This window comes from Umezawaea sp. NPDC059074, assembly GCF_042738955.1.
Taxonomy (GTDB): Bacteria; Actinomycetota; Actinomycetes; order Mycobacteriales; family Pseudonocardiaceae; genus Umezawaea.
On sequence record NZ_JBHYHC010000142.1, the window covers coordinates 1 to 23,307 of the forward strand.

At 70.3% G+C, this 23,307-nt stretch carries 25 protein-coding genes and 1 pseudogene; 12 read left to right on the forward strand and 14 right to left on the reverse strand.

The window, feature by feature from the left end:
- Positions 1 to 801: 801 nt before the first annotated feature.
- From ACFWW9_RS38780 to ACFWW9_RS38805, 6 genes are read right to left on the reverse strand one after another with little or no spacing between them, the layout of a single operon-like run.
- Positions 802 to 1,788 carry an aldo/keto reductase gene (locus ACFWW9_RS38780; RefSeq protein ID WP_390387517.1) on the reverse strand — a complete coding sequence of 329 codons (987 nt, stop codon included), beginning with the start codon at positions 1,786 to 1,788 and terminating at the stop codon, positions 802 to 804.
- A gap of 14 nt (positions 1,789 to 1,802) precedes the next feature.
- Positions 1,803 to 2,765: an aldo/keto reductase gene (locus ACFWW9_RS38785; RefSeq protein ID WP_390387519.1), complete on the reverse strand. Its 963-nt coding sequence runs from the start codon at positions 2,763 to 2,765 to the stop codon at positions 1,803 to 1,805.
- Positions 2,766 to 2,784: 19 nt separating this feature from the next.
- On the reverse strand, positions 2,785 to 3,741 hold the full coding sequence (locus tag ACFWW9_RS38790) for an aldo/keto reductase (protein WP_390387521.1): 957 nt from the start codon (positions 3,739 to 3,741) through the stop codon (positions 2,785 to 2,787).
- A complete protein-coding gene (locus tag ACFWW9_RS38795; protein WP_390387523.1) occupies positions 3,738 to 4,127 on the reverse strand; it encodes a MerR family transcriptional regulator in 390 nt (129 codons plus the stop codon). The genes ACFWW9_RS38790 and ACFWW9_RS38795 overlap by 4 nt, the downstream gene beginning before the upstream one ends.
- A 46-nt stretch (positions 4,128 to 4,173) precedes the next feature.
- Positions 4,174 to 4,557, reverse strand: coding sequence for a type II toxin-antitoxin system death-on-curing family toxin (locus ACFWW9_RS38800; RefSeq protein ID WP_390387525.1), 384 nt, complete (start codon positions 4,555 to 4,557; stop codon positions 4,174 to 4,176).
- Between the two features lie 40 nt (positions 4,558 to 4,597).
- Positions 4,598 to 4,804, reverse strand: a complete 207-nt coding sequence (locus ACFWW9_RS38805; protein ID WP_259629752.1) for a CopG family transcriptional regulator — start codon at positions 4,802 to 4,804, stop codon at positions 4,598 to 4,600.
- Positions 4,805 to 4,878: 74 nt separating this feature from the next.
- Here ACFWW9_RS38805 and ACFWW9_RS38810 point away from each other — a divergent pair, with 74 nt between their 5' ends.
- Positions 4,879 to 5,475, forward strand: coding sequence for a TetR/AcrR family transcriptional regulator (locus ACFWW9_RS38810; protein ID WP_390387527.1), 597 nt, complete (start codon positions 4,879 to 4,881; stop codon positions 5,473 to 5,475).
- A gap of 60 nt (positions 5,476 to 5,535) precedes the next feature.
- Here the strand turns inward: ACFWW9_RS38810 and ACFWW9_RS38815 are convergent, their stop codons facing one another.
- Both ACFWW9_RS38815 and upp read right to left on the reverse strand, forming a co-directional pair.
- Entirely contained in the window at positions 5,536 to 6,834 is a 1,299-nt protein-coding gene (locus tag ACFWW9_RS38815; RefSeq protein ID WP_390387529.1) for a glycoside hydrolase family 18 protein, read from the reverse strand.
- 117 nt (positions 6,835 to 6,951) lie between these two features.
- Entirely contained in the window at positions 6,952 to 7,575 is a 624-nt protein-coding gene (gene upp, locus ACFWW9_RS38820) for a uracil phosphoribosyltransferase (protein WP_390387531.1), read from the reverse strand.
- A gap of 76 nt (positions 7,576 to 7,651) precedes the next feature.
- On the opposite strand from upp, the gene ACFWW9_RS38825 reads away from it, so the two are divergent.
- The 5 genes from ACFWW9_RS38825 to ACFWW9_RS38845 all read left to right on the forward strand — a co-directional run bounded on the left by ACFWW9_RS38825 (position 7,652) and on the right by ACFWW9_RS38845 (position 13,090).
- Entirely contained in the window at positions 7,652 to 8,650 is a 999-nt protein-coding gene (locus ACFWW9_RS38825) for a Gfo/Idh/MocA family protein (RefSeq protein ID WP_390387533.1), read from the forward strand.
- A 39-nt stretch (positions 8,651 to 8,689) separates the two neighbouring features.
- Positions 8,690 to 9,334 (forward strand): DUF1707 domain-containing protein, encoded by a 645-nt coding sequence (locus ACFWW9_RS38830; protein WP_390387535.1) that lies wholly within the window; start codon positions 8,690 to 8,692, stop codon positions 9,332 to 9,334.
- A gap of 480 nt (positions 9,335 to 9,814) precedes the next feature.
- The gene (gene deoC / locus ACFWW9_RS38835) at positions 9,815 to 10,789 is read left to right on the forward strand and encodes a deoxyribose-phosphate aldolase (RefSeq protein WP_390387537.1); all 975 of its coding nucleotides are present in this window, start codon (positions 9,815 to 9,817) and stop codon (positions 10,787 to 10,789) included.
- 5 nt (positions 10,790 to 10,794) lie between these two features.
- The gene (locus tag ACFWW9_RS38840) at positions 10,795 to 12,231 is read left to right on the forward strand and encodes an aldehyde dehydrogenase family protein (protein WP_390387539.1); all 1,437 of its coding nucleotides are present in this window, start codon (positions 10,795 to 10,797) and stop codon (positions 12,229 to 12,231) included.
- Entirely contained in the window at positions 12,224 to 13,090 is an 867-nt protein-coding gene (locus tag ACFWW9_RS38845; protein WP_390387540.1) for an aldehyde dehydrogenase family protein, read from the forward strand. The genes ACFWW9_RS38840 and ACFWW9_RS38845 overlap by 8 nt, the downstream gene beginning before the upstream one ends.
- Before the next feature lie 30 nt (positions 13,091 to 13,120).
- Here ACFWW9_RS38845 and ACFWW9_RS38850 read toward each other — a convergent pair.
- From ACFWW9_RS38850 to ACFWW9_RS38865, 4 genes and pseudogenes are all read right to left on the reverse strand, one after another.
- Positions 13,121 to 13,597, reverse strand: a pseudogene (locus tag ACFWW9_RS38850) (VanZ family protein); the annotation flags it as partial.
- A 107-nt stretch (positions 13,598 to 13,704) separates the two neighbouring features.
- Positions 13,705 to 14,292 (reverse strand): Fic/DOC family protein, encoded by a 588-nt coding sequence (locus ACFWW9_RS38855; RefSeq protein ID WP_390387542.1) that lies wholly within the window; start codon positions 14,290 to 14,292, stop codon positions 13,705 to 13,707.
- Positions 14,289 to 14,879, reverse strand: coding sequence for a Panacea domain-containing protein (locus ACFWW9_RS38860; protein WP_390387544.1), 591 nt, complete (start codon positions 14,877 to 14,879; stop codon positions 14,289 to 14,291). The genes ACFWW9_RS38855 and ACFWW9_RS38860 overlap by 4 nt, the downstream gene beginning before the upstream one ends.
- Positions 14,880 to 14,943: 64 nt before the next feature.
- Entirely contained in the window at positions 14,944 to 15,510 is a 567-nt protein-coding gene (locus tag ACFWW9_RS38865) for an SMI1/KNR4 family protein (RefSeq protein WP_390387546.1), read from the reverse strand.
- 178 nt (positions 15,511 to 15,688) lie between these two features.
- On the opposite strand from ACFWW9_RS38865, the gene ACFWW9_RS38870 reads away from it, so the two are divergent.
- The gene (locus ACFWW9_RS38870; RefSeq protein WP_390387548.1) at positions 15,689 to 16,015 is read left to right on the forward strand and encodes a type VII secretion target; all 327 of its coding nucleotides are present in this window, start codon (positions 15,689 to 15,691) and stop codon (positions 16,013 to 16,015) included.
- A gap of 16 nt (positions 16,016 to 16,031) precedes the next feature.
- Entirely contained in the window at positions 16,032 to 17,228 is a 1,197-nt protein-coding gene (locus tag ACFWW9_RS38875; RefSeq protein ID WP_390387549.1) for a C40 family peptidase, read from the forward strand.
- On the opposite strand, the gene ACFWW9_RS38880 is transcribed toward ACFWW9_RS38875, so the two are convergent.
- The gene (locus tag ACFWW9_RS38880; RefSeq protein WP_390387550.1) at positions 17,229 to 17,558 is read right to left on the reverse strand and encodes a YnfA family protein; all 330 of its coding nucleotides are present in this window, start codon (positions 17,556 to 17,558) and stop codon (positions 17,229 to 17,231) included. It lies immediately after the preceding gene.
- Between the two features lie 56 nt (positions 17,559 to 17,614).
- Here ACFWW9_RS38880 and ACFWW9_RS38885 point away from each other — a divergent pair, with 56 nt between their 5' ends.
- The 3 genes from ACFWW9_RS38885 to ACFWW9_RS38895 are packed head-to-tail and all read left to right on the forward strand — an operon-like array spanning position 17,615 to position 20,042.
- Positions 17,615 to 18,001, forward strand: coding sequence for a hypothetical protein (locus ACFWW9_RS38885; RefSeq protein WP_390387551.1), 387 nt, complete (start codon positions 17,615 to 17,617; stop codon positions 17,999 to 18,001).
- Complete coding sequence (locus ACFWW9_RS38890) at positions 17,998 to 18,774, forward strand: hypothetical protein (RefSeq protein WP_390387552.1); 777 nt, start codon at positions 17,998 to 18,000, stop codon at positions 18,772 to 18,774. The genes ACFWW9_RS38885 and ACFWW9_RS38890 overlap by 4 nt, the downstream gene beginning before the upstream one ends.
- Positions 18,775 to 18,830: 56 nt before the next feature.
- Positions 18,831 to 20,042, forward strand: coding sequence for a primosomal protein (locus tag ACFWW9_RS38895; RefSeq protein WP_390387553.1), 1,212 nt, complete (start codon positions 18,831 to 18,833; stop codon positions 20,040 to 20,042).
- Positions 20,043 to 20,097: 55 nt separating this feature from the next.
- Here the strand turns inward: ACFWW9_RS38895 and ACFWW9_RS38900 are convergent, their stop codons facing one another.
- Positions 20,098 to 21,183 (reverse strand): adenosine deaminase, encoded by a 1,086-nt coding sequence (locus ACFWW9_RS38900; protein WP_390387554.1) that lies wholly within the window; start codon positions 21,181 to 21,183, stop codon positions 20,098 to 20,100.
- Positions 21,184 to 21,597: 414 nt separating this feature from the next.
- On the opposite strand from ACFWW9_RS38900, the gene ACFWW9_RS38905 reads away from it, so the two are divergent.
- Positions 21,598 to 22,791, forward strand: a complete 1,194-nt coding sequence (locus ACFWW9_RS38905) for a hypothetical protein (protein WP_390387555.1) — start codon at positions 21,598 to 21,600, stop codon at positions 22,789 to 22,791.
- The last annotated feature ends 516 nt before the right edge of the window (positions 22,792 to 23,307 follow it).

Below are 23,307 nucleotides of genomic sequence, written 5' to 3' on the forward strand. Positions count from 1 at the left end.
AAGGCTGGAAAGACGCCTTGACAAGACGAAAGAGGGTGGGGGCGCAAAAACAATCGGGGGCCGGCCGGGGTGGGGGTTAAAAGAACCTGCCGGCATGGTCCAGTCTTCGTGCGGTGCCAGTGCCGGCCGGGGGCCGGAAGATTTTCAGTGCAGTTGCGATCGGTGCAGGTGCCGGCCGGGGGCCGGAAGATTTTTGGTGCAGTTGCGATCGGTGCAGGTGGCGGCCGAGGGCCGGAAGATTTGGTGCGGTTCCGATCGGTGCCGGATCGGTGCAGGTCGGGTTGGTCACGGGGCGGAGGTGGGGCCGGGGGCCTGCTGGGCAGGGGTGGGCGGTTCCGGGTGGCGCAGGTACCGTCGGGAGCAGGTCCGACTGGTCGCTGTGGAGGTGGTTGTGGTGCGTCCGGTGTTATGACGGCCCCGGTGGAGGGGCGTCACGGAGCCGGAAGGCGACCGGATGAGTCGGACCGACAAGACGCGTCCGCTGTGGGTGCAGATCGCTGATCTGCCCATGGTGACCTGTGTTCCGCACCACGATCATCGGTATGGGCCGTGCACTTTGCCCGGTGAGCTGACCGTTGACACCGTGGTGGCTTCTTGGCCTGTCAGTGGGTGTCACTGGCGGCCCAACGGGTATTACCTCTACAACCTCAGCAATGGGTGCCGTGAGTGCACCGGCTACTACTTCCGGCGTGATGAGCGGCGGCGTGATCGCCAGCGTGCTCGTCGTGAGCTGCGCGGTTATCTCGGGGAAGACTGATGGAGACCGGGTGGGGCCGTTCGCGGCCCCACCCGGTTCGTCGGTTAGCGGTTGATGGTCTTCATGCTGCCTGCGGAGTAGCGCTCACCTGCAACCGCTGACGCGGGGACGGCTGCCTCGATGGCGGCCAGTTGTGCTGGGGTCAGGGTGAGGGTGGCCGCTGCGAGGTTTTCCTCCAGGTACTTGCGGCGCTTGGTGCCGGGGATGGGCACTACGTCTTCGCCGCGGTGTTGGACCCAGGCGAGGGCGATTTGGCCTGGGGTGACGTCGTGTTCCGCTGCCACGGCGCGGAGGGAGTTGATGATGGACTGGTTCTTCGCCAGGTTTTCCTCGGCGAACCTCGGCTGGGCCAGTTTGCGGAAGTCGTTGTCCGCCAGGTCTGCCGTGGACTTGATGCTGCCGGTCAGGAAGCCCCTGCCTAGCGGGGAGTAGGCGACGATGCCGATGCCCAGCTCGCGGGCTGTCGGGACGATCTCCTCCTCGATTTCGCGGGACCACAGGGACCACTCGAACTGGAGTGCGGTGATCGGGTGGACCGCGTGCGCCCTGCGGATGTTGTCGACGCTGGCTTCCGAGAGGCCCAGGTGGCGGACCTTTCCTTGTGCTACCAACTCGGCCATGGCGCCGACGGTTTCCTCGATGGGGACCGACTGGTCGACGCGGTGCTGGTAGTAGAGGTCGATGTGGTCCACGTTGAGGCGCTTGAGGGAGTCCTCGGCTGAGGAGCGGACGTAGCTCGCTTCGCCTCGGATGCGGGCGTGGCCGTCCGCGTCGCGTTCGGCGATGCCGAACTTGGTGGCCAGGACGACCTGGTCGCGGTGGTCGGCGATGGCTCGGCCCACCAACTCCTCGTTCGTGTGGGGGCCGTAGGCGTCCGACGTGTCGAGGAGGGTGACGCCCAGTTCGAGGGCGCGGTGGATGGTGGCGATGGACTCGGCCTCGTCGCTGCGGTCGCCGTAGAAGGCGCTCATGCCCATGCAGCCGAGTCCCTGCGGGCTGACTTCGAGTGGGCCTAGGAAGCGGTTGGTCATGGTGTCCTCTGGGATCAGGTGTTGGTGAGGCGGAGGGACTCGGCCGGGTAGCGGTCGCCCGCTACGGCCGGGACAGCGGCGTCGATGGTGGCGAGATCGTCCGCCGACAGCTCGATGGCCGCGGCGGCGACGTTCTCCTCCAGGTACTTGCGGCGCTTGGTGCCGGGAATGGGCACGACGGTGGGGCCGCGGTGGTGGACCCAGGCCAGTGCGAGTTGGCCTGGGGTGATGTCGCGGTCGGCTGCCAGGGTGCGCAGTGCGGTCACGATGGCGAGGTTGCGGTCGAAGTTGTCCTCGGTGAAGCGCGGGAGGGAGCGGCGCATGTCGTTCTCGCCGAGGGTGGCGGTCGACGTGACGGCGCCGGTGAGGAAGCCGCGTCCTAGCGGGGAGAACGGGACGATGCCGATGCCCAGTTCGAAGCACGTCGGGGCGATGGTGGCCTCGACGTCCCGTGTCCACAGGGACCACTCGCTCTGGAGTGCGGTGATCGGGTGGACGGCGTGGGCCCTGCGGATCGTGGTGGCGCTGGCCTCGGAGAGGCCCAGGTGGCGGACCTTGCCCTGGTCGATGAGGTTGGCCATGGCGCCGATGGTGTCTTCGATGGGGACCTCGGGGTCCACGCGGTGCTGGTAGTAGAGGTCGATGTGGTCCACGTTGAGGCGCTTGAGCGAGGCTTCGCAGGACTGCTGGACGTAGGTCGCGTCGCCGCGGACCTCGCCCGGCTTGCCGGTGAAGCCGAACTTCGTGGCCAGCACTACCCGGTCGCGGCGGTCGGCGATGGCTCGGCCGACCAGCTCCTCGTTCGTGTGCGGGCCGTACATGTCGGCGGTGTCGAGGAGGGTCACGCCGAGGTCCAGCGCGCGGTGGATCGTGGCGATGGACTCGGTGTCGTCGCCCGCGCCGTAGGACTGGCTCATCCCCATGCAGCCGAGGCCCTGCGGGCCGACCTCCAACGAGCCCAGGAACCTGGTGGTCATGTCTTCTGTCCCCCGGTGGTCAGGTGTAGGAGAGGCGGAGGAACTCCGCCGTGTACCGGTCGCCCGCCGGTGGTGGCATCGCCGCGTCGATGGCGGCTAGGTCGGCGGCGGTCAGCGTGAGGGCTAGCGAGCCGACGTTCTCGTCGAGGTATCGGCGTCGCTTGGTTCCCGGAATCGGCACCACGGTGCCAGCCTGGTGCCGGAGCCACGCGAGCGCGAGTTGGGCGGGTGTCACGTCCCGGTCGGTCGCGAGGGTGCGCAGCGCTGTGGCGATGGTGAGGTTGTGGTCGAAGTTCGTCGGGGTGAAGCGGGGTAGGCCGTGGCGGGCGTCGTCCGGGTCGAGCTTGGCCAGTGAGGTGACGGAGCCGGTGAGGAAGCCGTTGCCGAGTGGTGAGAACGGGACGAGGCCGATGCCGAGTTCGGTGCACGTCGGGGCGACCTCGGCCTCCACGTCCCGTGTCCACAGCGACCACTCGCTCTGCACGGCGGTGATCGGGTGGATCGCGTGGGCGCGGCGGATGGTTGCCGCCGCGGGTTCGGAGAGGCCGAGGTAGCGGACCTTGCCCTGGTCGACCAGCTTGGCCATGGCGGCGATGGTGTCCTCGATGGGGACCTTCGGGTCGACGCGGTGCTGGTAGTACAGGTCGATGTGGTCCACGTTGAGGCGCTTGAGCGAGGCCTCGCAGGAGCGCTGGACGTGGTCGGCGTCTCCGCGCACCCAGTCCGGGGGGCCGGTGAAGCCGAACTTCGTCGCCAGCACGACCCGGTCGCGGCGGTCCGCGACGGCGCGGCCGACGAGTTCCTCGTTGGCGCCCTCGGCGTAGACGTCCGCCGTGTCGAGCAGGGTCACGCCGAGGTCGAGCGCGCGGTGGATCGTGGCGGTCGACTCGACGTCGTCGCCGGGGCCGTAGGACTGGCTCATCCCCATGCAGCCGAGGCCGAGCGGCCCGACCTCAAGCCGTCCGAGCAGGGTCACGCGGTGGCCCCCCGCGCCTTCTGCTCGTCGGCCAGCAGGCCGGTGTAGAGGTCGACCTTGTAGTCGAGCACGTCGAGGCACGACTGGAGCTCGGCGATCCGGGCGCGGACGTCCGCGCGGTGGTCGAGCAGGATCTGCCTGCGCGCGCTCCTGGTGACGTTGCCGATGTGCTGGAGGTGCGCGTACTCGCGCATCATCTTGATCGGCATGCCCGTGGTGCGGAGCCTGGTCAGGAACACCAGCCAGTCCAGGTCCGCGTCCGAGTAGGTCCGCCGCCCGCCCGAGTCGCGGGCGGGCGGGTCGACCAGGCCGATCCGTTCGTAGTAGCGGAGGGTGTCGATCGACAGCCCGCTGTGCGCGGCTGCCTGGGCGATCGAATGAGTCACCCCACGACCGTAGGAGCTGGAGTGCACTCCAGGTCAAGCCGATAGGTCAGGCCGGTTTCGGCAGGGCCCACGCCTCGAGGCTGGCGGCCATGCCGTGGACGTCGGTCTGCTCACGGCCGAGGGCGCGCACGAGGTCGAGCGCGTCCTCCTCGTCCGCGTCGATCCACCAGCCGTTGATGTCGCAGAACGCCACCACGGCGACCCAGGCCAGCCGCCAGTTCCCCTCGACGAGGGGCCTGGTGCGGACGATGGAGTCGAGCAGGGACGCGGCCTTGAGCCACAGGGTGTCGTAGGCCTCCACGCCGAGAACGGTGGCGCGGGGGCGGTGAGCGGCGGAATCGAGCAGGCCGAGATCGCGCACCACGAGATCGCCGCCGGTCACCGCGGTGGCCAGCACCAGCAGATCACCGGCATCCAGGTAGTTGATCACACCGTCAGTTGATCACAGAGGTACGACAGCATCCGCACGATCAGGCGGATCCGAGGCGGTCGAGCAGTCCCCGGTACTTGGGCATCACCCGGCTGAGCACCTCGCCGAGCTGCTCTTCCTTGTGCAGCTGGGCCCATCGGTCGGCTAACGCGAGCCGCACCACATCTTGCTTGGACCGGCCTTCGGCAGCCGCGAGTTCCGCGAGCCGCCGACTCTCCTCGTCGTTCAGACGCAGGGTCATCGCCATTCCGGACACGGTACCAATCTGATACCACAGACACCAGGATTCGTTTTATAACGTTGTTACGATATGATGGGGAGGTGCCTCGCCCCAAGACTCACGATGACGCGCTCCGCGTGCGCCTGCTCAACCGCGCGGGTGAACTGCTGTCCAACGAGGGACCCAGTGCGCTGAGCTTGCGCCGGCTGGCGGCGGACGTCAATACCTCGACCACCGCCGTCTACTCCCTGTTCGGCGGCAAACCGGCACTGCTGGACGCCCTCTACGACGAGGGATTCCGTCGTTTCGGCAGCAGGCTGGCCACGGTGCCGGAGACCGACGACCCCGTCGAAGACCTCATCAACATCGCCATGACCTACCGCGAGAGCGCGCTGGAGGACCGGCAGTTCTACGTGGTCATGTTCAGCAAGGTGGTGCCGGACTTCGTGCCCGCGACCGAGGCGTACATCGCCGCGTCCAGCACGTTCGTCCCGGTGGTCAAGACCGTGCAGCGGGCCATCGACAACGGCTCGTTCCTGGAGACCGAGGCCCCGGAGGTCATCGGGCTGGCGCTGTGGAGCATCTGCCACGGGCTGGTCAGCCTGGAGATCTACGGCATCCTCCCGCCCGGACTGGAGGTCGCGCCGGTGTTCGAGAGGGCCGTGCGCGCCAGCGCCGACGGCTGGCGCAGGCGCTGAGCGGAAAGCGAGGTCCGGGGAGGCGGCCGCCGCGAAACCTCCCCGGACCCCAGAACTGCCCTATCCGGACAGTCCGCTGCGCAGCGCGCTGATCAGCTCGCCGTCGGCGGTGTCGCCGTCGAGCGACCAGATCATCGCGCCGCCGAGATCGCGGTCGGCGATGTACCGACCCTTGCGCTTGATCTCCACGGCGTCGTCCCAGGTCCAGAAGGTCGTGCCGTCGTACAGCCAGGCGTGGCCCGCCTTGGTGTCGCGGTAGACCTTGAACTTGGACAGCTGGCCCTTGAGGACCTTGTAGTCCTCGAAGCCCGCCTCGTACGTGCCCGCCGCGGGACCGGTCGAGGTCTGGAAGAGGCCGTTGTTCACGTTCGGCACGCCGGTCCAGCCGCGGCTGTAGAACGGCACGCCCAGCACGACCTTGCTCCGCGGCGCGCCGCGCGAGAGGTACGCGTCGACTGTCACCTGGGAGCTGAACGCCGACGGCGCCGGGTCGCCCTTGGGGGTCCGCAGCGACGACTGCTGGTTCGTGGTCGCCTCCCACGAGCCGTGGTAGTCGTAGCCCTGGAGGGTCGCGAACGTGAGGTCGCGGAACACCTTGCGGGTCTCGATGCCGCGGTCGAGCTGCACCGGGTCGGCGGGCAGGAACGCGGTCAGGTCGTAGTTCTTGCGCTCCTTGCGGCCGAGCTGGTCGAACTGCTTGCGGTACTCCGCGACGAGCGCGGTGAAGTTGACCTTGTCCTCGGGGCGGACGATGTTGCCGTCGTTGCCGGGGCTGGACGGCCATTCCCAGTCGAGGTCGACGCCGTCGAACACGCCCGCGGCCGCGCCGGGGCCGTCGACCAGGTTGCCCTTGACCCACAGGTCGAGGCACGACTTGACGCTCGCGGCCCGCGACTCGGGCGTGAGGGCGGCGTTGGAGAAGTACTTCGAGCCGGTCCACCCGCCGAGCGAGATGTTGACGTGCAGCCTGGGGTACTTCTTCTTCAGCTTCTTCAGCTGGTTGAGGTTGCCCGAGAGGGGCTGGCCGGCGACGTCCGCGACGCCGTCGACGCTCTGCTCCGCGGTGAACGGCCGCTGGTAGTCGGCCCACGGGTCGCTGCTGTAGCACTTGCCGGACTCGTCCAGGAACCCGAACGCGTAGTTCAGGTGGGTCAGCTTCTTGGCGGTGCCGTTGGTGACGAGGTCCTTGACCAGGAAGTTGCGGTCGTAGCCACTCCACTGGGTGTAGTACCCAACGGTGCGCTGCCCGTCCCCGTGTCCGTGCCCGTACGACTCGACGTCGGCTCCCGCCGAAGGCGCGAGCGCTGTGGAAAGGGCTCCGACCAGAAGGACGGACAGCCCCACTCTCCTACTCGACATGCTGCTCCCTGCAAGGCGGCGGTTACGGCCTGTGGTCCAGACCACGCTAGGCGCAAGGTCTAGACCACCTCTACGGCCGAACGGCGCAATCCGTGCCTACCAAGACGGTGGGAGCGGTTACACGGCTCCGTACAGCCGATCCCCCGCGTCGCCGAGGCCGGGAACGATGAACCCGGAGTCGTTCAGGCGCTCGTCGACGCTCGCCGTGACGAGCCGGACGGGCAGCCCCGAGTCCTCCAGGAACTTGACCCCCTCGGGCGCCGCCAGCGCGCAGATCGCCGTCACGTCCGTCGCGCCGCGGTCGGTGAGGAGCTTGATCGTGTACGCCATCGAGCCGCCGGTCGCGAGCATCGGGTCCAGCACCATCACCGGGCGCCCGGACAGGTCCGTCGGCAGCGACTCCATGTACGGCGTCGGCTGCAACGTCTCCTCGTCGCGCGCCAACCCGACGAACCCCATCTGGGCGTCCGGGATCAGCTTGTGCGCCTGGTCCGCCATCCCCAGCCCGGCCCGCAGCACCGGCACGAGCAGCGGCGGGTTCTCCAACCGGTACCCGGTCGTCCGCGCCACCGGCGTGTGCACGCGCTCCTCGGTCAGGGGCGCGTTCCGCATCGCCTCGTAGACCAGCATCACGGTCAGCTCCTGCACCGCCGCCCGGAACGCCGCGTTGTCCGTCCGCGCGTCCCTCATCGTGGTGAGTCGCGCCCTGGCCAGCGGGTGGTCGACAACAAGCACGTCCATGGGGCACACCGTAACCGGCATCCGGCACGCCGCACGACCGGTGAACCGGGTGGAACCGCGGGGCTACGCTCGCCCCATGGCTGATCATGTGCGCATCGGCGTCCTCGGGGCCGCCGCCATCGCTCCCGCGGCGCTCGTCAAGCCCGCGCGAACGTCGTCCGCCGCCGTCGTGGTGGCCGTGGCCGCGCGGTCGGCCGAGAAGGCGCGGGCGTTCGCGGACAAGCACGGGATCAGCCGGATCCACGACAGCTACCAGGCGCTGCTCGACGACCCCGCGGTCGACGCCGTCTACAACCCGCTGCCCAACGGCCTGCACGGGCACTGGACGCTGGCCGCGCTGGCGGCGGGCAAGCACGTCCTGTGCGAGAAGCCGTTCACGGCGAACGCCGAGGAGGCCCGCACGGTCGCCGACGCCGCGAAGGCGAGCGGCCTCGTGGTGATGGAGGCGTTCCACTACCGCTACCACCCGCTGGCCCAGCGGATGCGGGACGTCGTGGAGAGCGGCGAACTGGGCGAGCTGCGGCACGTGGAGGCGCAGATGCGGTTCCCGCTGCCGAAGTTCTCCGACATCCGCTACGACTTCGGGCTCGCGGGCGGCACGATGATGGACGCGGGCTGCTACACCGCGAACATCGTCCGCCTGCTCGGCCTGGAGGAACCGGAGGTGCGGTCGGCGCACGCGCTGCTCCGCGACCCGCGCATCGACCGCGCCATCACCGCCGACCTGGCCTTCCCGTCCGGCCACACGGGCCGGGTGCACGCGTCCATGTGGTCCTTCGGGATGCCGCTGCGCCTGTCCGCGAAAGCCGTCGGCACCAAGGGCGAGATGCGCGTCCTCAACCCGGTCGCCCCGCAGGCTTTTCACCGACTTTCGGTGCGCGCCAACGGGAACTCACGGGTGGAGAGGCTCTCGAAGCGACCGTCGTACTCGTACCAGCTGGACGCGTTCACGTCCGCGGTCCTGCACGGCACCCCGTTCCCGACCACCCCGGAGGACGCCGTCGCCAACATGACCCTCATCGACGACGTCTACCGCGCGGCGGGCCTCCCCATCCGGCAGCCGACCCCCGCGTAACAGCGGACAGGAACGCCCGCGCCTCCTAGACTCGGCCACGTGAGCGACGAGCTGGTCCCCAACGACCCCGGTCAGATGCGCGCGTCCGACGCCGACCGCGAACGCGTGGCGCAGGTCCTGCACAAAGCGGCGGCCGAGGGCAGGCTGGACCTGCACGAACTCGACGAGCGCCTCGGCGCCACCTATTCGGCGAAGACCTACGGCGAACTGGTCCCGATCACCGCGGACCTCGGCGTCCCGTCCCCGGCGGTCCTGCCCGCGATCCAGCAGGCGGCCCCGATCGACCGCGTGGGAGGCACACCGGGCTCCTCGGTGTCGTTCGCGTTCTGGTCGGGCTGCGACCGCAAGGGCGACTGGGTCGTCCCGCCCCACCACAGCGCGATCGCGATCATGGGCGGCATCGTCCTCGACCTCACCCAGGCCCGCTTCGCGGCAGCCGAGACGACGATCAACGTGTTCGCGTTCTGGGGCGGCGTGGACATCATCGTCCCCGAGGACGTGACGGTGATCGTCAGCGGCGTGGGCTTCATGGGCGCGTTCGAGAACAGGACGACGATCACCCCGAGCATCCCCGGCGGCCCCGTGGTGCGGATCAACGGCCTGGCCCTGATGGCCGGAGTGGACGTCAAGCGACCGAAGCGCAAGAAGATCAAGAACAAGGACAAGCCCGAACTCGAGTACTGACAGCAAGCCAGCACGCCAACTGGCAACCACAACGGGACCAGCAGCCACCTGGCGACCACCCACGGGACCGGCACGCGCCCAATGACCCCCTACGGGACCGGCACGCGCCTGTTGACCTGCTACGGAACGCTACGGGCCGCACGCAACCGTGGCCGATTTTACTTGGGGATTTTGGCCTTAAAATTGGAGATCGGGCAGGCCTTCGGGCACTGCCTTTTGGCCCGATCAAGGTCAAAATGAGGGGTCCCCAAGTCAAATCGGCCACACCAACTACGGAAATCGCCCGGTGACCCCGCTGGAACCCGCAGCCGCCTGGTGACCCCGACGGGACCGCAGCCGCCCGGTGACCACAACGACCCCGGCAGCCGCAAAACCCAAGCAGCCACCTTCGGCACCCCGCACCTGTGGCGCACATCTCTCCTGACCTGCGCAAACCCCTTCACTTGGGACGGGCGTGCCAGTCCGCTTAGAGTGGGGTCCATGGCTGCCGCTCCGTCACCATCGCCGCTGGCACCGCTGCCACCGGCACTCGCCGACGCTGTCCGGGACGACGCGTCGCTGCGCAGGTTCCTCCACGGCCTACCTGGGGTCGACCAGGTGGGCGTGGAACAACGCGCGGCTGGTCTGGCCACCCGCAGCATCAAGAAGGCCTCGAAGATGTGGGCCATCGACACCGCGATCTCCATGGTCGACCTGACCACGCTGGAGGGCGCTGACACGGCCGGGAAGGTCCGGTCGCTGGCGGCGAAGGCCCGCAGGCCCGACCCTGATCGGCCGGAGGTCCCCCGTGTGGCCGCGGTCTGCGTCTACCCGGACATGGTCGCCACGGCCAAGAAGGAGCTCGACGGCACCGGCGTGCACATCGCCAGTGTCGCCACGGCGTTCCCCTCCGGGCGGTCGATCATGGCCGTGAAGCTCGCCGACACCCGCCACGCGGTGGAGGAGGGCGCGGACGAGATCGACATGGTGATCGACCGCGGTGCCTTCCTCTCCGGCAACTACGGGGCCGTGTTCGACGAGATCCGGCAGGTCAAGGAGGCGTGCGGGGACGCGCACCTCAAGGTGATCCTGGAGACCGGCGAACTGGCCACCTACGACAACGTCCGACGGGCGTCGTGGCTGGCGCTGCTGGCTGGTGGCGACTTCATCAAGACGTCCACCGGCAAGGTGTCGCCCGCGGCGACGCTGCCGGTGACGCACGTGATGCTCCAGGCGGTCCGCGACTGGCACGAGCAGACCGGCGAGCTGCGCGGCGTGAAGCCCGCGGGCGGCATCCGCAGCACCAAGGACGCGATCAAGTACCTGGTGGCCGTGCACGAGGTCGCGGGGCCGGAGTGGCTGACGGCGGACCTGTTCCGCTTCGGCGCCTCGACCCTGCTCAACGACCTGCTGATGCAACGGCGAACCCAGGTGGACGGCCACTACAGCGGCCCCGACTACGTGACGGTGGACTGAGGACGATGAGTCAACTCTGGGAATACGCCCCGGCTCCCGAGTCGCGGGACATCGCGAACCTCAAGCCCGCGTACAAGATGTTCGTGGACGGCAAGTTCGTCGAGGGCTCCGGCGAGCCGCTCAAGACGATCAACCCCGGCACCGAGGAAGTCCTCGCCGAGGTGAGCACGGCGTCACCGTCCGATGTGGACACCGCCGTCAAGGCCGCGCGCCGCGCGTACGACCGGGTGTGGAGCAAGATGCCCGGCGCCGAGCGCGCCAAGTACATCTACCGCATCGCGCGGCTCATCCAGGAGCGGTCGCGCGAGCTGGCCGTGCTGGAGAGCCTGGACAACGGCAAGCCGATCAAGGAGTCGCGCGACGTCGACATCCCGACCGCCGCGGCGCACTTCTTCTACCACGCGGGCTGGGCGGACAAGCTGCCCTACGCGGGTTACGGGCCGGACCCGCGGCCGCTGGGCGTGGCGGGCCAGGTGATCCCGTGGAACTTCCCGCTGCTGATGGCCGCGTGGAAGATCGCCCCGGCGCTGGCGACCGGCAACACGGTGGTGCTCAAGCCCGCCGAGACGACGCCGCTGACCGCGCTGGTGCTGGCCGAGATCATCCAGCAGGCCGACCTGCCGCCGGGCGTGGTGAACATCCTGCCGGGCGCGGGTGACATCGGCGCGGCGCTGGTCGAGCACGCGGACGTGAACAAGATCGCGTTCACCGGGTCCACCGAGGTCGGCAAGCTGATCCAGCGCCAACTGGCGGGCTCCGGCAAGAAGCTGACGCTGGAACTGGGCGGCAAGGCGGCGAACATCGTGTTCGACGACGCGCCGATCGACCAGGCCGTCGAGGGCATCGTCAACGGCATCTTCTTCAACCAGGGCCACGTCTGCTGCGCGGGTTCGCGCCTGCTGCTCCAGGAGTCGATCGCCGAGGAGTTCCTGGAGAAGCTGCGCATTCGGGTGTCGACGCTGCGCGTCGGCGACCCGCTGGACAAGAACACCGACGTCGGCGCGATCAACTCGCGCGAGCAGCTCACCAAGATCCAGGAGCTGACCGCGGCAGGCGAGGCCGAGGGCGCGGAACGCTGGACGAGCGCGTGCCCGTTGCCGGACAAGGGTTTCTACTTCGCGCCCACGGTGTTCTCCGGCGTGTCGCAGGCGATGCGGATCGCCCGCGAGGAGATCTTCGGGCCGGTGCTGTCGGTGCTCACGTTCCGCACGCCGGACGAGGCCGTGGCGAAGGCGAACAACACGCCGTACGGGCTGTCCGCGGGCATCTGGACCGACAAGGGCTCGCGCATCCTGTGGGCGGCGCAGAAGATGCGCGCCGGTGTGGTGTGGGCCAACACGTTCAACCGCTTCGACCCCACCGCCCCGTTCGGCGGCTACCAGGAGTCGGGCTTCGGTCGCGAAGGCGGCCGCGCCGGGCTGGAGGCGTACCTCGATGTCTGAGAACCGGATTCCCGTCGCGAAGACCTACAAGCTCTACATCGGCGGGAAGTTCCCGCGCTCGGAGTCCGCGCGCAGCTACCCCGTCACCGACAGCAAGGGCGCGTTCCTGGCGAACGCCGCCCAAGGCTCCCGCAAGGACGCCCGTGACGCGGTCTCGGCCGCCCGCAAGGCTTTCGCGGGCTGGGCGGACGCCACGGCGTACAACCGCGGCCAGGTGCTGTACCGCGTCGCGGAGGTCCTCGAAGGCCGTCGCGAGCAGTTCGTGGCCGAGGTGTCGGCCGCCGAGGGCGTGGGCGCGAAGAAGGCGCAGGCGCTGGTGGACACCGCGATCGACCGCTGGGTCTGGTACGCGGGCTGGACGGACAAGATCGCGGCGGTCCTCGGCAGCTCGAACCCCGTCGCCGGGCCGTACTTCTCGTTCTCCACGCCCGAGCCGACCGGTGTCGTCGCGGTCCTCGCGCCGCAGCAGTCGTCGCTGCTGGGCCTGATCAGCGTGGTGGCCCCGGTGATCGCGTCCGGCAACACCGCCGTCGTGGTCACGAGCGAGGACCGGCCGCTGCCCGCCATCACGCTGTCGGAGGTGCTGGCCACGTCCGACCTCCCCGGTGGCGTGGTGAACCTGCTGACCGGCCGGACCGCGGAGATCGCGCCCTGGCTGGCGTCACACGCGGACGTCAACGCGCTGGACCTCACCGGCGCTCCCGACGCGCTCCGCGCCGACCTGGAGCGGTCCGCGGCGGGCACCGTCAAGCGCGTCCTGCGGACCCGCGCCGACGAGGACTTCACCCGCGAGCCGGACATCAGCCGCCTGCGGGCGTACCTGGAGACCAAGACGGTGTGGCACCCGATGGGCGTGTGACCAGACGACCAGCACCGCGGCCGCCGCGAACCACCCGAGAGCGGCGCCCGCGGTGTTGGTCATCAGGTCGTCCACGTCGAAGATGCGGTGCCCGGCCGTGAGCTGAGCGGTCTCGATCCCCAGCGACACCCCGAAACCCAGCGCGACGGTCCTGCCCCGGCCCAGGTGCCACAGCCACTTCCCGAAGAACCCCAGCGGCGCGAACAGCAGCACGTTCAGCACCATCTGCTGGAACGTCAGCGTGGCCAGCGCCTGCGACGCGGGCAGCCCGTGCCGCGCCAGCTCCGTGCCGATGTCGGCGACCCACTGGAACGGCACCGGCTGGAACACCTGCTCCGGCTTCGGCCCACCGAGCGGCAGCAGCACCAGCCCGACCAGCGCGCACAGGTACAGCAGCGCGGCACTGGCGGTGAGCAGGCGCTTCGGCCTGGCCAGCAGCAGCACCGGCCACACCACCGCGAACCCGATCAGTCCCCATCCGATGGCCACGAGCTGCGCGTTCGTCATACGTCGAAGCTATGAGCCGACCCCGTGCGCGGACATCGGTCGGAGAGCCCTCGCCGGGGCATCCCCTCGGCCGTTCGGCCGACGCCCCGCGTACTCCTCAGGGCTGATCAGCCGTCAGCCCCTGGGACCAGCGCCGACGCGAACAGCGCGCGCAGCGGGTCCGTCGAGCCGACCATGCTGACCCGGCAGGCGTCGTTGTACTCGGCCGGGTCCAGCAGGCCGAAGTCGATCCGCCGCCCGGCGTGCAGCGCCAACTGCCGGAAGAACGCCCGCTGCGCCCGCCCGTTGCCCTCGCGGAACGGGTGGATCGCGTTCACCTCGGCGTAGAAGTGCGTGAACCGGTCGAGGAACCGCTCCTCGTCCACAGTGGACAGCAGCTGCTCCTCGCGCAGTTGGGCGAACACGAAGTCCGCGTACGACTCGATGTGCGCCCAGTGCGCGAACGTCGCCGTGCGGGTCAGGTCGACCCGCCGGACCTCCCCCGCCCACGGGTACACGTCGCCGAACAGGTGGCGGTGGAACGCCCGCAGGTGCGCGAGGTCGAACCGGCCGGGCAGCGTCACGGCCTTGAGCTGCGCGTCGCGCAGGAACGTCGCTTCGGCCTCGACCTGCCGCAACAGCGCCGCGTCGACCACGCCGAGCTTGTTGAGCAGCACCTTCGAGCCGGGATCGACGTAGGGATCCTCGGCGGTCACGATCGGAGCAGTGCCTCGATCCGCTGCGCCACGGCCTCGTCCGCCCCGACCTCGCCCCGCACGACCGCTCGCGCGGCCGCCACGGCGTCGGCGGACACCACCAGTCCTTCGAGCCCGACCGACGCCCGCGCTTCCGCCACGGCCGTCTCCGGGTCGCTGGTGAGCCTGCGGAAGTACCGCCGCATCACCTCGTGCCGGATCGGCGCGCTGCTCGGCTCGGAGTCCGCGAGGCCGCCGCGGGCGGAGCGCCACGGCTCCTCCTCGTGCGCCATCTCGCTCAGCTCGTGCCTGCTGAACCCGGCGTACCGCTCCACCACCGACGCGACCACCGCGCACTCGGCGCCGGTCAGGCCGGCCGGGTCGCCTTCCTCCCACGAGTGGACCTCGTGCTGCCCCTCGTGCCGCCGGTAGACCTCCGGCACCACGGGCCCGCGCCGCCACGCCTCGATCGGCGCGTCGAACAGCGGTGTGCCGTGACCGGCGAGGTGCCACGCCTGGCTGTAGTAGAGGAGCTTCTGCAGCTTCATCGGCGACTCGGGGCCGGTGGCGGCCAGCAGCGCGGCCGCCACGTCGTGGACGTCCGCCATGCCACCTCCCGAAAGGCTCGCTGAACTGGGCTTTCAGCTTCCCCCATCATACCGGAGAACGGCTTCAGCCGGTGCGCCAGTCCAGCCTTCCGTCGTGCGTGACGAGCGGCTCGCAGTGGCCCAGCCTTGACCGCTGCTCCAGCGCCGTGGCCACCTGGTCGAGCATCTCGGTCACCGACGTCCACTCCGGTTTCACCATCTCGTGGCACTCCCGGTCCCACTCCACGACGCAGCCGGACAGCACCCCCGGTCGCATGTCGACGGCCAGCGCGTCGCCGCAGCCGTCGAATGCGATGGGTAACCACATCGGGTGGAACCCGGTGGTCGGCGTGCCCGCCTCGGTGCCCAGGTCAGCGGGCCAGAAGCCGCGTTTCAGCCGCCACGAGCGCAGCGAGTCCGCCGGCCCGATCGGTGTGTAGAACGGCGGCAGCACCTCGGCGAACGCCAGGTTCTCCGTGCCGCCGCACACCGACCACCACGTCCGGAGCTCCTCCGGGGGTACGAGTCCTGTTTCCTGCGAGAGCGCCTGCACCGCGTCCGGGTTCCCACCTGCGCGCAACTCGGAACCGGTCACCGGGGCGTGCTCTCCGAGCCAGTCCACTATCCGCTTCCAGTGCACCAGAACACCCACGTGTCCATGATCGAGTGGACGCGTCCTCCGTGGTACCGCCCATCGGGGCACGATCGACGCGAACCGGCTGGTCGAAAGGCCACACGGTGGTGCGGCGGATGGTGCAGGATTCCCGGTCGGGGACGCGGGAACGCCGGGGAGGGCGGGCCCGTCGAACATCCGAGGAGGGGGTGGGACCGTGGTCGAGAAGAGGTTCGAGGTCGACACCGGCGCGCTGGCGTCGTTCGGCTCGACCGCCGACGGGCTGGCGACCGAACTCGCGTCGGTGGGGACGTCCACGCTGGCGGGCGTCGACGCGCTGCCCGCGGACGCGTTCGGCAAGCTCGGCGGCGAGGTCGGGCTGGCGGCCGCGTTCCAGCAGGCCGCGAAGGCCCAGCTGGACGCCGTGGCGGCCGCCGCCGCCGGGCTGGCGGGTTTCGGGTCGGCCGTGGAGAAGGCGGGCGGCGCGTACACCGAGCAGCAGGCGCAGGCCAAGGACGACATCAAGCGCAGCTACCAGGTCTGAACAGGGGAACGGGCACGTGGTCGACGTTGCGGGCTTCATCTCGTCACTGGTCCAGCCGATGCGCGACCACCTCGCCAAGCTCGACGGCGACACCGGTGGCGCGACGCGGGCCGCGGACGCCTTCACCAAGGCGGGCACCGCGCTGACCGACATCGACGGGCGGCACACCGGGGCCGCCAACGCGGTGCTGGGCACCTGGTACGGCGACAAGGCGAACACCTTCCAGTCGCGCGTGGCCACGCTGTCCGGCGGTGTGCAGGCGCTGGCGCGCAACTGCACCACCGCGCAGACCGCGACGACCAACGCGGTGACCGCCGTGACGACCGGCCGCACGGCGATCCAGGGCGTGATCGACGAGTTCATCGCCTACGCGACGCCGCGGCTGTCCGCCGCGGGCGTGTTCGGCGGGTCCGGTGCGGCGATCGAGGCCGCCGCGGCGATCGCGAACGAGGCGCACAAGTACGAGAGCCGGTCGGCGGGCGAGCTGCAGAAGGTGCGCGACGCCCTGACGGCCGCCGTGGGGCAGCTGAACGGGCTGGAGAAGCCCGATCTCGGCGCGTTGAAGGCGGTGGGCGAGCCGATCGGCATCGAGCTCAGCGAGGGCACGACGTCCACGTCGAGCGCCACCACGACGTCCACGGGCAGCGACCCGGCCGCGCCTCCCGTCACGGGTTCCGGCGGCGGCAGCGGCGGCGGGTCCTCCGGCGGTGGCACGGGCGGAGGCGGCGGTGGAGGGAGCAGCGGCGGTGGAGGTGGTGGCGGCGGAGGCGGGGGAACCGGCCCGCGGCTGCCCGTCGCGATCCCGCCGCAGCCCGGCTCGGGCGTCGGCGTGAACCTGCCGGACGGCAGCAGCGCGGAAGCGCCGAACGAGCAGGCGGCCGCGGCCGTCCGCAACGCGCTGTCGGCGCTCGGCACGCCGTACGTGTGGGGCGGCGCGAACCCGCCGCAGGGCACGGACTGCAGCGGCCTGACCCAGTGGGCGTACGCGGGAGCGGGGTTCGACCTGCCGCGCCCGGCGTCCTCGCAGGCGATGGGCGCCTCGGTGCCCGCGGACCAGCTGCTGCCCGGCGACCTCGTCGTGTGGAGCGGGCACGTGGCGATGGTGATCGGCAACGGCCAGATCGTGGAGGCGGGCGACCCCGTGCAGGTCGGCAACCTGCGGACCAGCAACAGCGGCATGGAGTTCTACGGCTTCTACCGGCCGACGGCCTGATCAGCGCGGGGCGTACATGATCAGCCCGACGCCGACCAGGCAGACCAGCGCGCCCGCGACGTCCCACCGGTCCGGCCGGTAGCCGTCGACCACCGCGCCCCACGCGAGCGACCCGGCCACGAACACCCCGCCGTACGCGGCGAGGATCCGGCCGAAGTTCGCGTCGGGCTGGAGGGTCGCGGCGAAGCCGTACAGGCCGAGCGCGACCACCCCCGCGCCGATCCACAGCCAGCCGCGGTGCTCGCGGACGCCCTGCCAGACCAGCCACGCGCCGCCGATCTCCGCGACAGCCGCGAGCCCGAACAGCAGAACCGACCTGAGCACGACCATGTGACCAACGTAGTGGCGACGATTCCGGCAGACTGGCCGGAAAGGGGGTGGGCACCGTGAGTGATCTCGACGACCAGGTCGACGAGGAGATCGAGCGCGCGAACCGTCGGGTGGCCGACACCGAGCGGCGGGTCGCCGACCACCTCGCCCGCGGCGGCCCGGTCTTCGGCCGCGCCTCCTCCGCGGACGGCGCCGTCACCGTCGTCACGCCGCCCGGCGCCTCGCCGACGGAGATCCGCATCGAACCCTCGGCGCTGCGCATGGGCCCGGACGCGCTGGCCGACGAGATCGTCCGCGTCGCCGCGCGCGCCGCCCGTGACGCGGGCGCGCGCCTGCACCGCTCGCTGGGCCAGGTCGTCGACCCCGGCACCGCGCAGGGCCTCGCCGAACTGGGCTTCCAGCCGGGACCGGACGAGCCGGGCCCGCAGAGGTGGTCGCGGTGAACGAGGTGGACCGGGCCGAGCAGCGCAGGCAGGCCACCGAACGGCTGACCGAGGTGCTGGCCCGCTCGGTCGGCACCGCCGAGCACCCCAGCCGGATGGCCATCGCCACGGCGACCGCGACCGGCGTGCTGACGTGGCTGCGACTGCACCCGCACGCGCTCGGCCAGGGCCCTCGGGCCGTGGAGCAGCTCGTGGTGGAGACCGCGCGGCTGGCCACCGACGCCGCCGTGCAGCGCGGGTACAACGAGCTGGCCAAGTCGTTGGGCGACAGCATGGCCATCGCCATCGAGGGCTTCGCGGGCCCGCCGCCGTTCCGCACGGCCGCCGACGCCGCCGCGCAAGCACCGCACCACGCCCCGGCGCCTTCCCGCCAAGCCGGGTTCGGCACGGCACCCGGCCCCTCGCCTTCCCACCAGGCCGGGTTCGGGCCCACACCCGGTCCCGGCGTCGACCCCGCCACCCACGCGGGCGGGTTCGGCCCGTCCCCCCGGCACCGCACTTCGCCTTCCCAGCACACGGGTGTGGAGCAGGCCACCTACGGGACCGGGCCGGTCTACGGCGGCGCGGGCCTGGTGGGAGACGACTCCCAGGCCGCCTTCGACGGCACCATCCAGGCCCCGCTCGACCCGCCGGACGAGGCACCGGCCGCTGCGCCGTTCGCACCAACCCCGCCGCCGCCCGCGCGGGGCGGTCGCGCGCCCCGCCCGCCGGTGGACGACGATGACGACGCGTACTTCGCGGATCCGTTCGGCACCGGCGGTTCCCGCCGTTGATCCACCCCGTAGGCTTTGCCGCGCATCCGCACGGCATGGTGTGACCTGGAGGTCTGATGGCGCAGGACATCGTCCCTATCGAACTGGGGCTGACCCAGGGGGACCTGGTCACGCTGTGGGCTCCCCGCTGGCGTGAGGAGGGCGAGGAGTGGGAGGCCTTCCTCGGCCACGAGGAGGACCTGTACGCGTTCCCCGACGCCGCCCACCTGGCCGCCTTCGTGCGCAAGGTGGAGGAGCACGACCTGGCCGACCACCCGGCGTGGAACGCGGTTCCCGCCCTGTCGGTCGGCGACCTCTCCCCGGACGAGAACCACCAGTTCGACCTGGTGGGCGTGCCCGAGCTGGTCGCGGACGACCCCGACACGTGGGTGATCGGCGAGCTGGCCGACGTCATCGCGATCGTGCGCTCGCTCGCGGACGTGTGCGACCTGGAGAAGGTGCACGAGGTGCTGAACTCGGCGGAGGGCTTCTCGCTCCTGCCGCAGGGCACGCTGCCGTTCAGCGGCCGCGAGGGCACCGCGCTGTGGACCGAGCTGTCCGAGGTCATCGCCGAGAAGTGGGATGACGTGCTGGACGCCATCGACAGCGTCGTGACGACGCCGGACGTGGACGAGAACGTGCTCGCGGGCGCGCAGAAGGAACTCGCGATCCTCCAGGAGGAGCTGGCCGCCGCGGAGGCGGAGGACGCCGACTCCGAGGACGAGGACGACGAGGAGCCGACCGGCTTCTGGGCCGAGGTCGGCATCGACCCGATCAAGGTCATCACCGGCCAGGGCGAGTACTACACGCTGCGCTGCTACCTCGACGACCAGCCGGTGTTCCTGGGCCGCAAGGGCCGCATCGACGCGTTCACGTCGCCGCGCGCGCTGTCGCGCTTCCTGGTCGAGGCCGAGGACAACGACCTCGCCGAGGTGTCGACGTTCGCCGAGATCGTGGTCAAGGCGACCGGCGGCGACCTGGAGGTCGACGTCGACCCGGACAACGTCTACGTGCTGACCGGCCTGGACGAGGACATCGCCGACGGCCCGGACTCGGTCGACCCGACGCAGCTCGACCTCGCGGTGGAGCTGTTCGAGGACGCCGCCGAGTGGGCGCACGACGACAGCGTGAAACTCGCGCTGAACAAGTCGGAGAGCCTCGGCTGGCTGGTGTCGTACGTGCTCAAGCCCGACCCCACGCGGCTCGCGCCCAGCGCGCCGTTCGAGGCCGAGGTCACGTCCTGGCGCGCGCTGTCCGCCGGGTTCGAGGACCGGCTGAACATCCACTAGAACGCTGAGAAGGCCCCCTCGCCGCAGTGGCGAGGGGGCCTTTTCCGTTGGTGGGCTAGGCCTTCAGGGCGGCGTAGCCGGGGACGATCACGTCGTTGATGAGCGCGTTGCGCTCGGCGAACGGGATGAAGGCGGACTTCATCGCGTTGACCGCGAACTTCTCCAGGTCGGCCCAGCCGTAGCCGAACGCCTCGACCAGCGCGGCGTTCTCGCCGGACGCGGAGCACTGGCTCATCAGCCGGTTGTCGGTGTTGACGGTGACCCGCAGGCCCGCCTTGTACAGCTTGTCGAACGGGTGCTCGGCGTGCGTCTTGGCGATGCCGGTGTGCAGGTTCGACGTGGGGGCGACCTCCAGCGCGATCCGGCGGTCGCGGACGTAGCTCGCGACCCGGCCCAGCTCGGCGTGGTCGCCGTCGAACTTGATGTCCTCGACGATCCGGACGCCGTGGCCGAGGCGCTCGGCGCCGCAGACCTGCACGGCCTCCCACACGGACTCGACGCCCGCCGCCTCGCCCGCGTGGATGGTGAAGTGGGCGTTCTCCTTGCGGAGGTGCTCGAACGCGTCCAGGCCGCGCGCGGGCTCGAAGCCCGCCTCGGGGCCTGCGATGTCGAAGCCCACGACACCCGCGTCGCGGTACTTCACGACGAGGTCGGCGTAGGGCATCCAGCCGTCGTTCTGGCGCATGGCGCACAGCAGCGTGCCGACCCGGATGGACTTGCCGGCGGCGGCGGCGTTGCGCTCGCCCTGGCGGAAGCCCTCCTGGATGGCCTCGACGACCTGCTCCAGCGCCATGCCGCGCTCGGTGAACAGCTCGGGGGCGTAGCGGATCTCGGCGTAGACGACGCCGTCGGCGGCCAGGTCCTCCGCGGCCTCGGCGGCCACGCGGACCAGCGCCGCCTCGTCCTGCATGACGCCGCAGGTGTGCGCGAAGCCCTCCAGGTAGCGGACCAGGGAGCCCGAGTCGGCGTTCTCGCGGAACCAGTCGCCGAGCTGCGCGGCGTCGGTGGTCGGCAGTCCGGGGTGGCCGGACGCCTCGGCGAGCTCGATCACCGTCTGGGGACGGAGGCCACCGTCGAGGTGGTCGTGCAGCAGCACCTTCGGTGCGCTGCGGATGGCCTCCAGTGAAGGGGAAGTCGACATGGCGGACACGTTATACCTGGCGACACGCCGTGCGATCAGCAGCGCAAACGATCTTGACAGCGTTATGATCAAGTCTCGCGTTACCTTGATCGGCTGAAACAACCCGGTCGTGTGTCCACAAGACGTTGCGCACTCGTGATGCGCTACCGTCCGCGATCGATAATTGAGCTTTAGTCACTCACACGGTCGCGAATCACGTGCAGGAGTGGTCTACCGTCCGACGGTTACCACCGAGTAGCGCCCTGGGCGTTAACTCCAATGGAGTAGTCACTCCTCGGAACCGGGCGATCTGGGCCGGGGGGTGGTACAAACTCGACCCCCAACCTGGATAGGCTCCCGGAAGTCTCCCCCTCCCCTGGACGAAGGCATTCAGCCGTGACCGAGAACACCAGCTCCACGATGTCCTTCGACCGGATGCGCAACATGCTCACGCGCGCCGCGGAGATTCGTGAGAGCGAGCAGCAGCAGATCTTCGATGCTCTGGACGAGATCCACGCGCGGATGTCTCCGCTCGAGTCGCTGGGTTCCGTTCGCAAGCGTCTGTCCGAGCTCCCCGACCGGACCGAGGTCAGCGTGCTGGCCGAGCGTCTCGACGAGGCGCTGTCCAAGCTGGAGGCGCAGGACGTCGCCGTCCAGGGCATCAGCCGGGCCGTCGACGGCCTCGTCGACAAGCTGGCCAAGCCGTTCGCCCAGCTCGACGGCCGCCTCGACGGCGTCGCGGGCCGCTTCGAGGGCGTCGCCGGCCGCATGGACGGCCTGGAGGACAAGCTCTCCCACATCCACAAGCGGATCGACGACCTCGACGGCCACCTCGACAAGCAGGACGGCAAGGCGGAGCAGCTCCCCGCTCTCGTCACCGGCCCGCTCCGCGAGCGCATCGAGGCCTTGGAGGCGTCGCTGCGCGGCCGTCTCGACGAGGTCGACGAGGGCGTCCACGAGCACCTCGACGGCACCCGCGAGGGTTTGCAGAAGTCCCTCACGGACTCCGCGAACGCCCTCCACGGCCGCCTCGACGAGAGCCGCGACAACCTCAACTCCACGCGCGACGGCTTCCACGCGTCGCTCACGGAAACCCGCGACTCGCTGCACTCGTCCCTCGCGGACACCCGCAGCACCGTCAACGGCAAGCTCGACGAGGCCCGCGAAGCACTCCACACGGCCCTCGAGGAGACCCGCGACCAGGTCGACGCGACCGACCGCCTGGAAGCCCTGGCCCAGCGCCTCGAGCAGGTCACGTCCCGCCTGGACACCATGACCAACCGCCTCGACGCCGTGGAGGACGACTTCACCGCCCGCCTCGGCGAACTGTCGGGCGTGGTCGAGCAGGGCATGGTCAAGGTCGGCGACACGATCGCGGCCCGCCCCGACGTCGAGTCCCTCACGTCGCTGGTGCGCAAGAGCAACCAGGAATCGGAACTCCGCATCGGCGGCCAGCTCGACGAGGCCATGGCGACCTTCGCGGAACTGATCCTCGGCGGCGGCAGCCCGACCCCGCCCCCGCCTCCCACGGCCCTCCCGCGCCCGCAGCGCAGGACCCGCAAGAACGGCCAGAAGCCTCCGGGCAAGGAGCACATGGACGACGACGAGATGGCCGCCGAAGGCGCCTGATCCGGTTTTCGAAGGGCCCGACTTCCTTGCGGAGGTCGGGCCCTTCGGGGTTTCCGGGGTGGGTCGGTGGGGTGGGGGTTGTGGTGGGGTTCTCTCGGGGGGGCTTGGCTCCCAGCGGTGGCCTAGGGTGGCTGCGCCTTCCAGCGCACTTGGCTGGCGGCTTCGGCTTACAGCTCACTCACTCGGCGGCTACAGCTCCCAGCCCCACCCACCCAGCGGCTGCGCCTTCCAGCCCTCTCACCCGGCGGCTACAGCTTCCAGCCAGCCCACCCGGCAGCTCTGACTCCCAGCCCACCCACCAAGCGACTTCGGCTCCCAGCTTGGCCAACCCAGCAGCCTCCGCTCCCAGCCGGGTCAGTCAGCGGCTACCGGTCCCAGCCGGGCCACCCAGCGGCCACGGCTTCCAGCCTGCCCACTCAGTGGCTTCGATTTCCAGCCCGCTGTGTCCGATTTGATTTGGGGCCCCTAGATTTGCCCCTTGATCGGGCCAAAAGGCAGTGCCCCAAAGCCCTGCCC

Bases quoted from the DNA above. Each gene is read 5' to 3' on its own strand.
- deoC (WP_390387537.1), top strand. From the start codon at position 9,815: ATGGCTGCCGCTCCGTCACCATCGCCGCTGGCACCGCTGCCACCGGCA.
- ACFWW9_RS38895 (WP_390387553.1), top strand. From the start codon at position 18,831: ATGGCGCAGGACATCGTCCCTATCGAACTGGGGCTGACCCAGGGGGAC.
- ACFWW9_RS38815 (WP_390387529.1), bottom strand. From the start codon at position 6,834: ATGTCGAGTAGGAGAGTGGGGCTGTCCGTCCTTCTGGTCGGAGCCCTT.
- ACFWW9_RS38845 (WP_390387540.1), top strand. From the start codon at position 12,224: ATGTCTGAGAACCGGATTCCCGTCGCGAAGACCTACAAGCTCTACATC.
- ACFWW9_RS38860 (WP_390387544.1), bottom strand. From the start codon at position 14,879: ATGGCGGACGTCCACGACGTGGCGGCCGCGCTGCTGGCCGCCACCGGC.
- ACFWW9_RS38905 (WP_390387555.1), top strand. From the start codon at position 21,598: ATGCGCAACATGCTCACGCGCGCCGCGGAGATTCGTGAGAGCGAGCAG.
- ACFWW9_RS38805 (WP_259629752.1), bottom strand. From the start codon at position 4,804: ATGGCGATGACCCTGCGTCTGAACGACGAGGAGAGTCGGCGGCTCGCG.
- ACFWW9_RS38900 (WP_390387554.1), bottom strand. From the start codon at position 21,183: ATGTCGACTTCCCCTTCACTGGAGGCCATCCGCAGCGCACCGAAGGTG.
- upp (WP_390387531.1), bottom strand. From the start codon at position 7,575: ATGGACGTGCTTGTTGTCGACCACCCGCTGGCCAGGGCGCGACTCACC.
- ACFWW9_RS38825 (WP_390387533.1), top strand. From the start codon at position 7,652: ATGGCTGATCATGTGCGCATCGGCGTCCTCGGGGCCGCCGCCATCGCT.
- ACFWW9_RS38840 (WP_390387539.1), top strand. From the start codon at position 10,795: ATGAGTCAACTCTGGGAATACGCCCCGGCTCCCGAGTCGCGGGACATC.
- ACFWW9_RS38880 (WP_390387550.1), bottom strand. From the start codon at position 17,558: ATGGTCGTGCTCAGGTCGGTTCTGCTGTTCGGGCTCGCGGCTGTCGCG.
- ACFWW9_RS38785 (WP_390387519.1), bottom strand. From the start codon at position 2,765: ATGACCACCAGGTTCCTGGGCTCGTTGGAGGTCGGCCCGCAGGGCCTC.
- ACFWW9_RS38780 (WP_390387517.1), bottom strand. From the start codon at position 1,788: ATGACCAACCGCTTCCTAGGCCCACTCGAAGTCAGCCCGCAGGGACTC.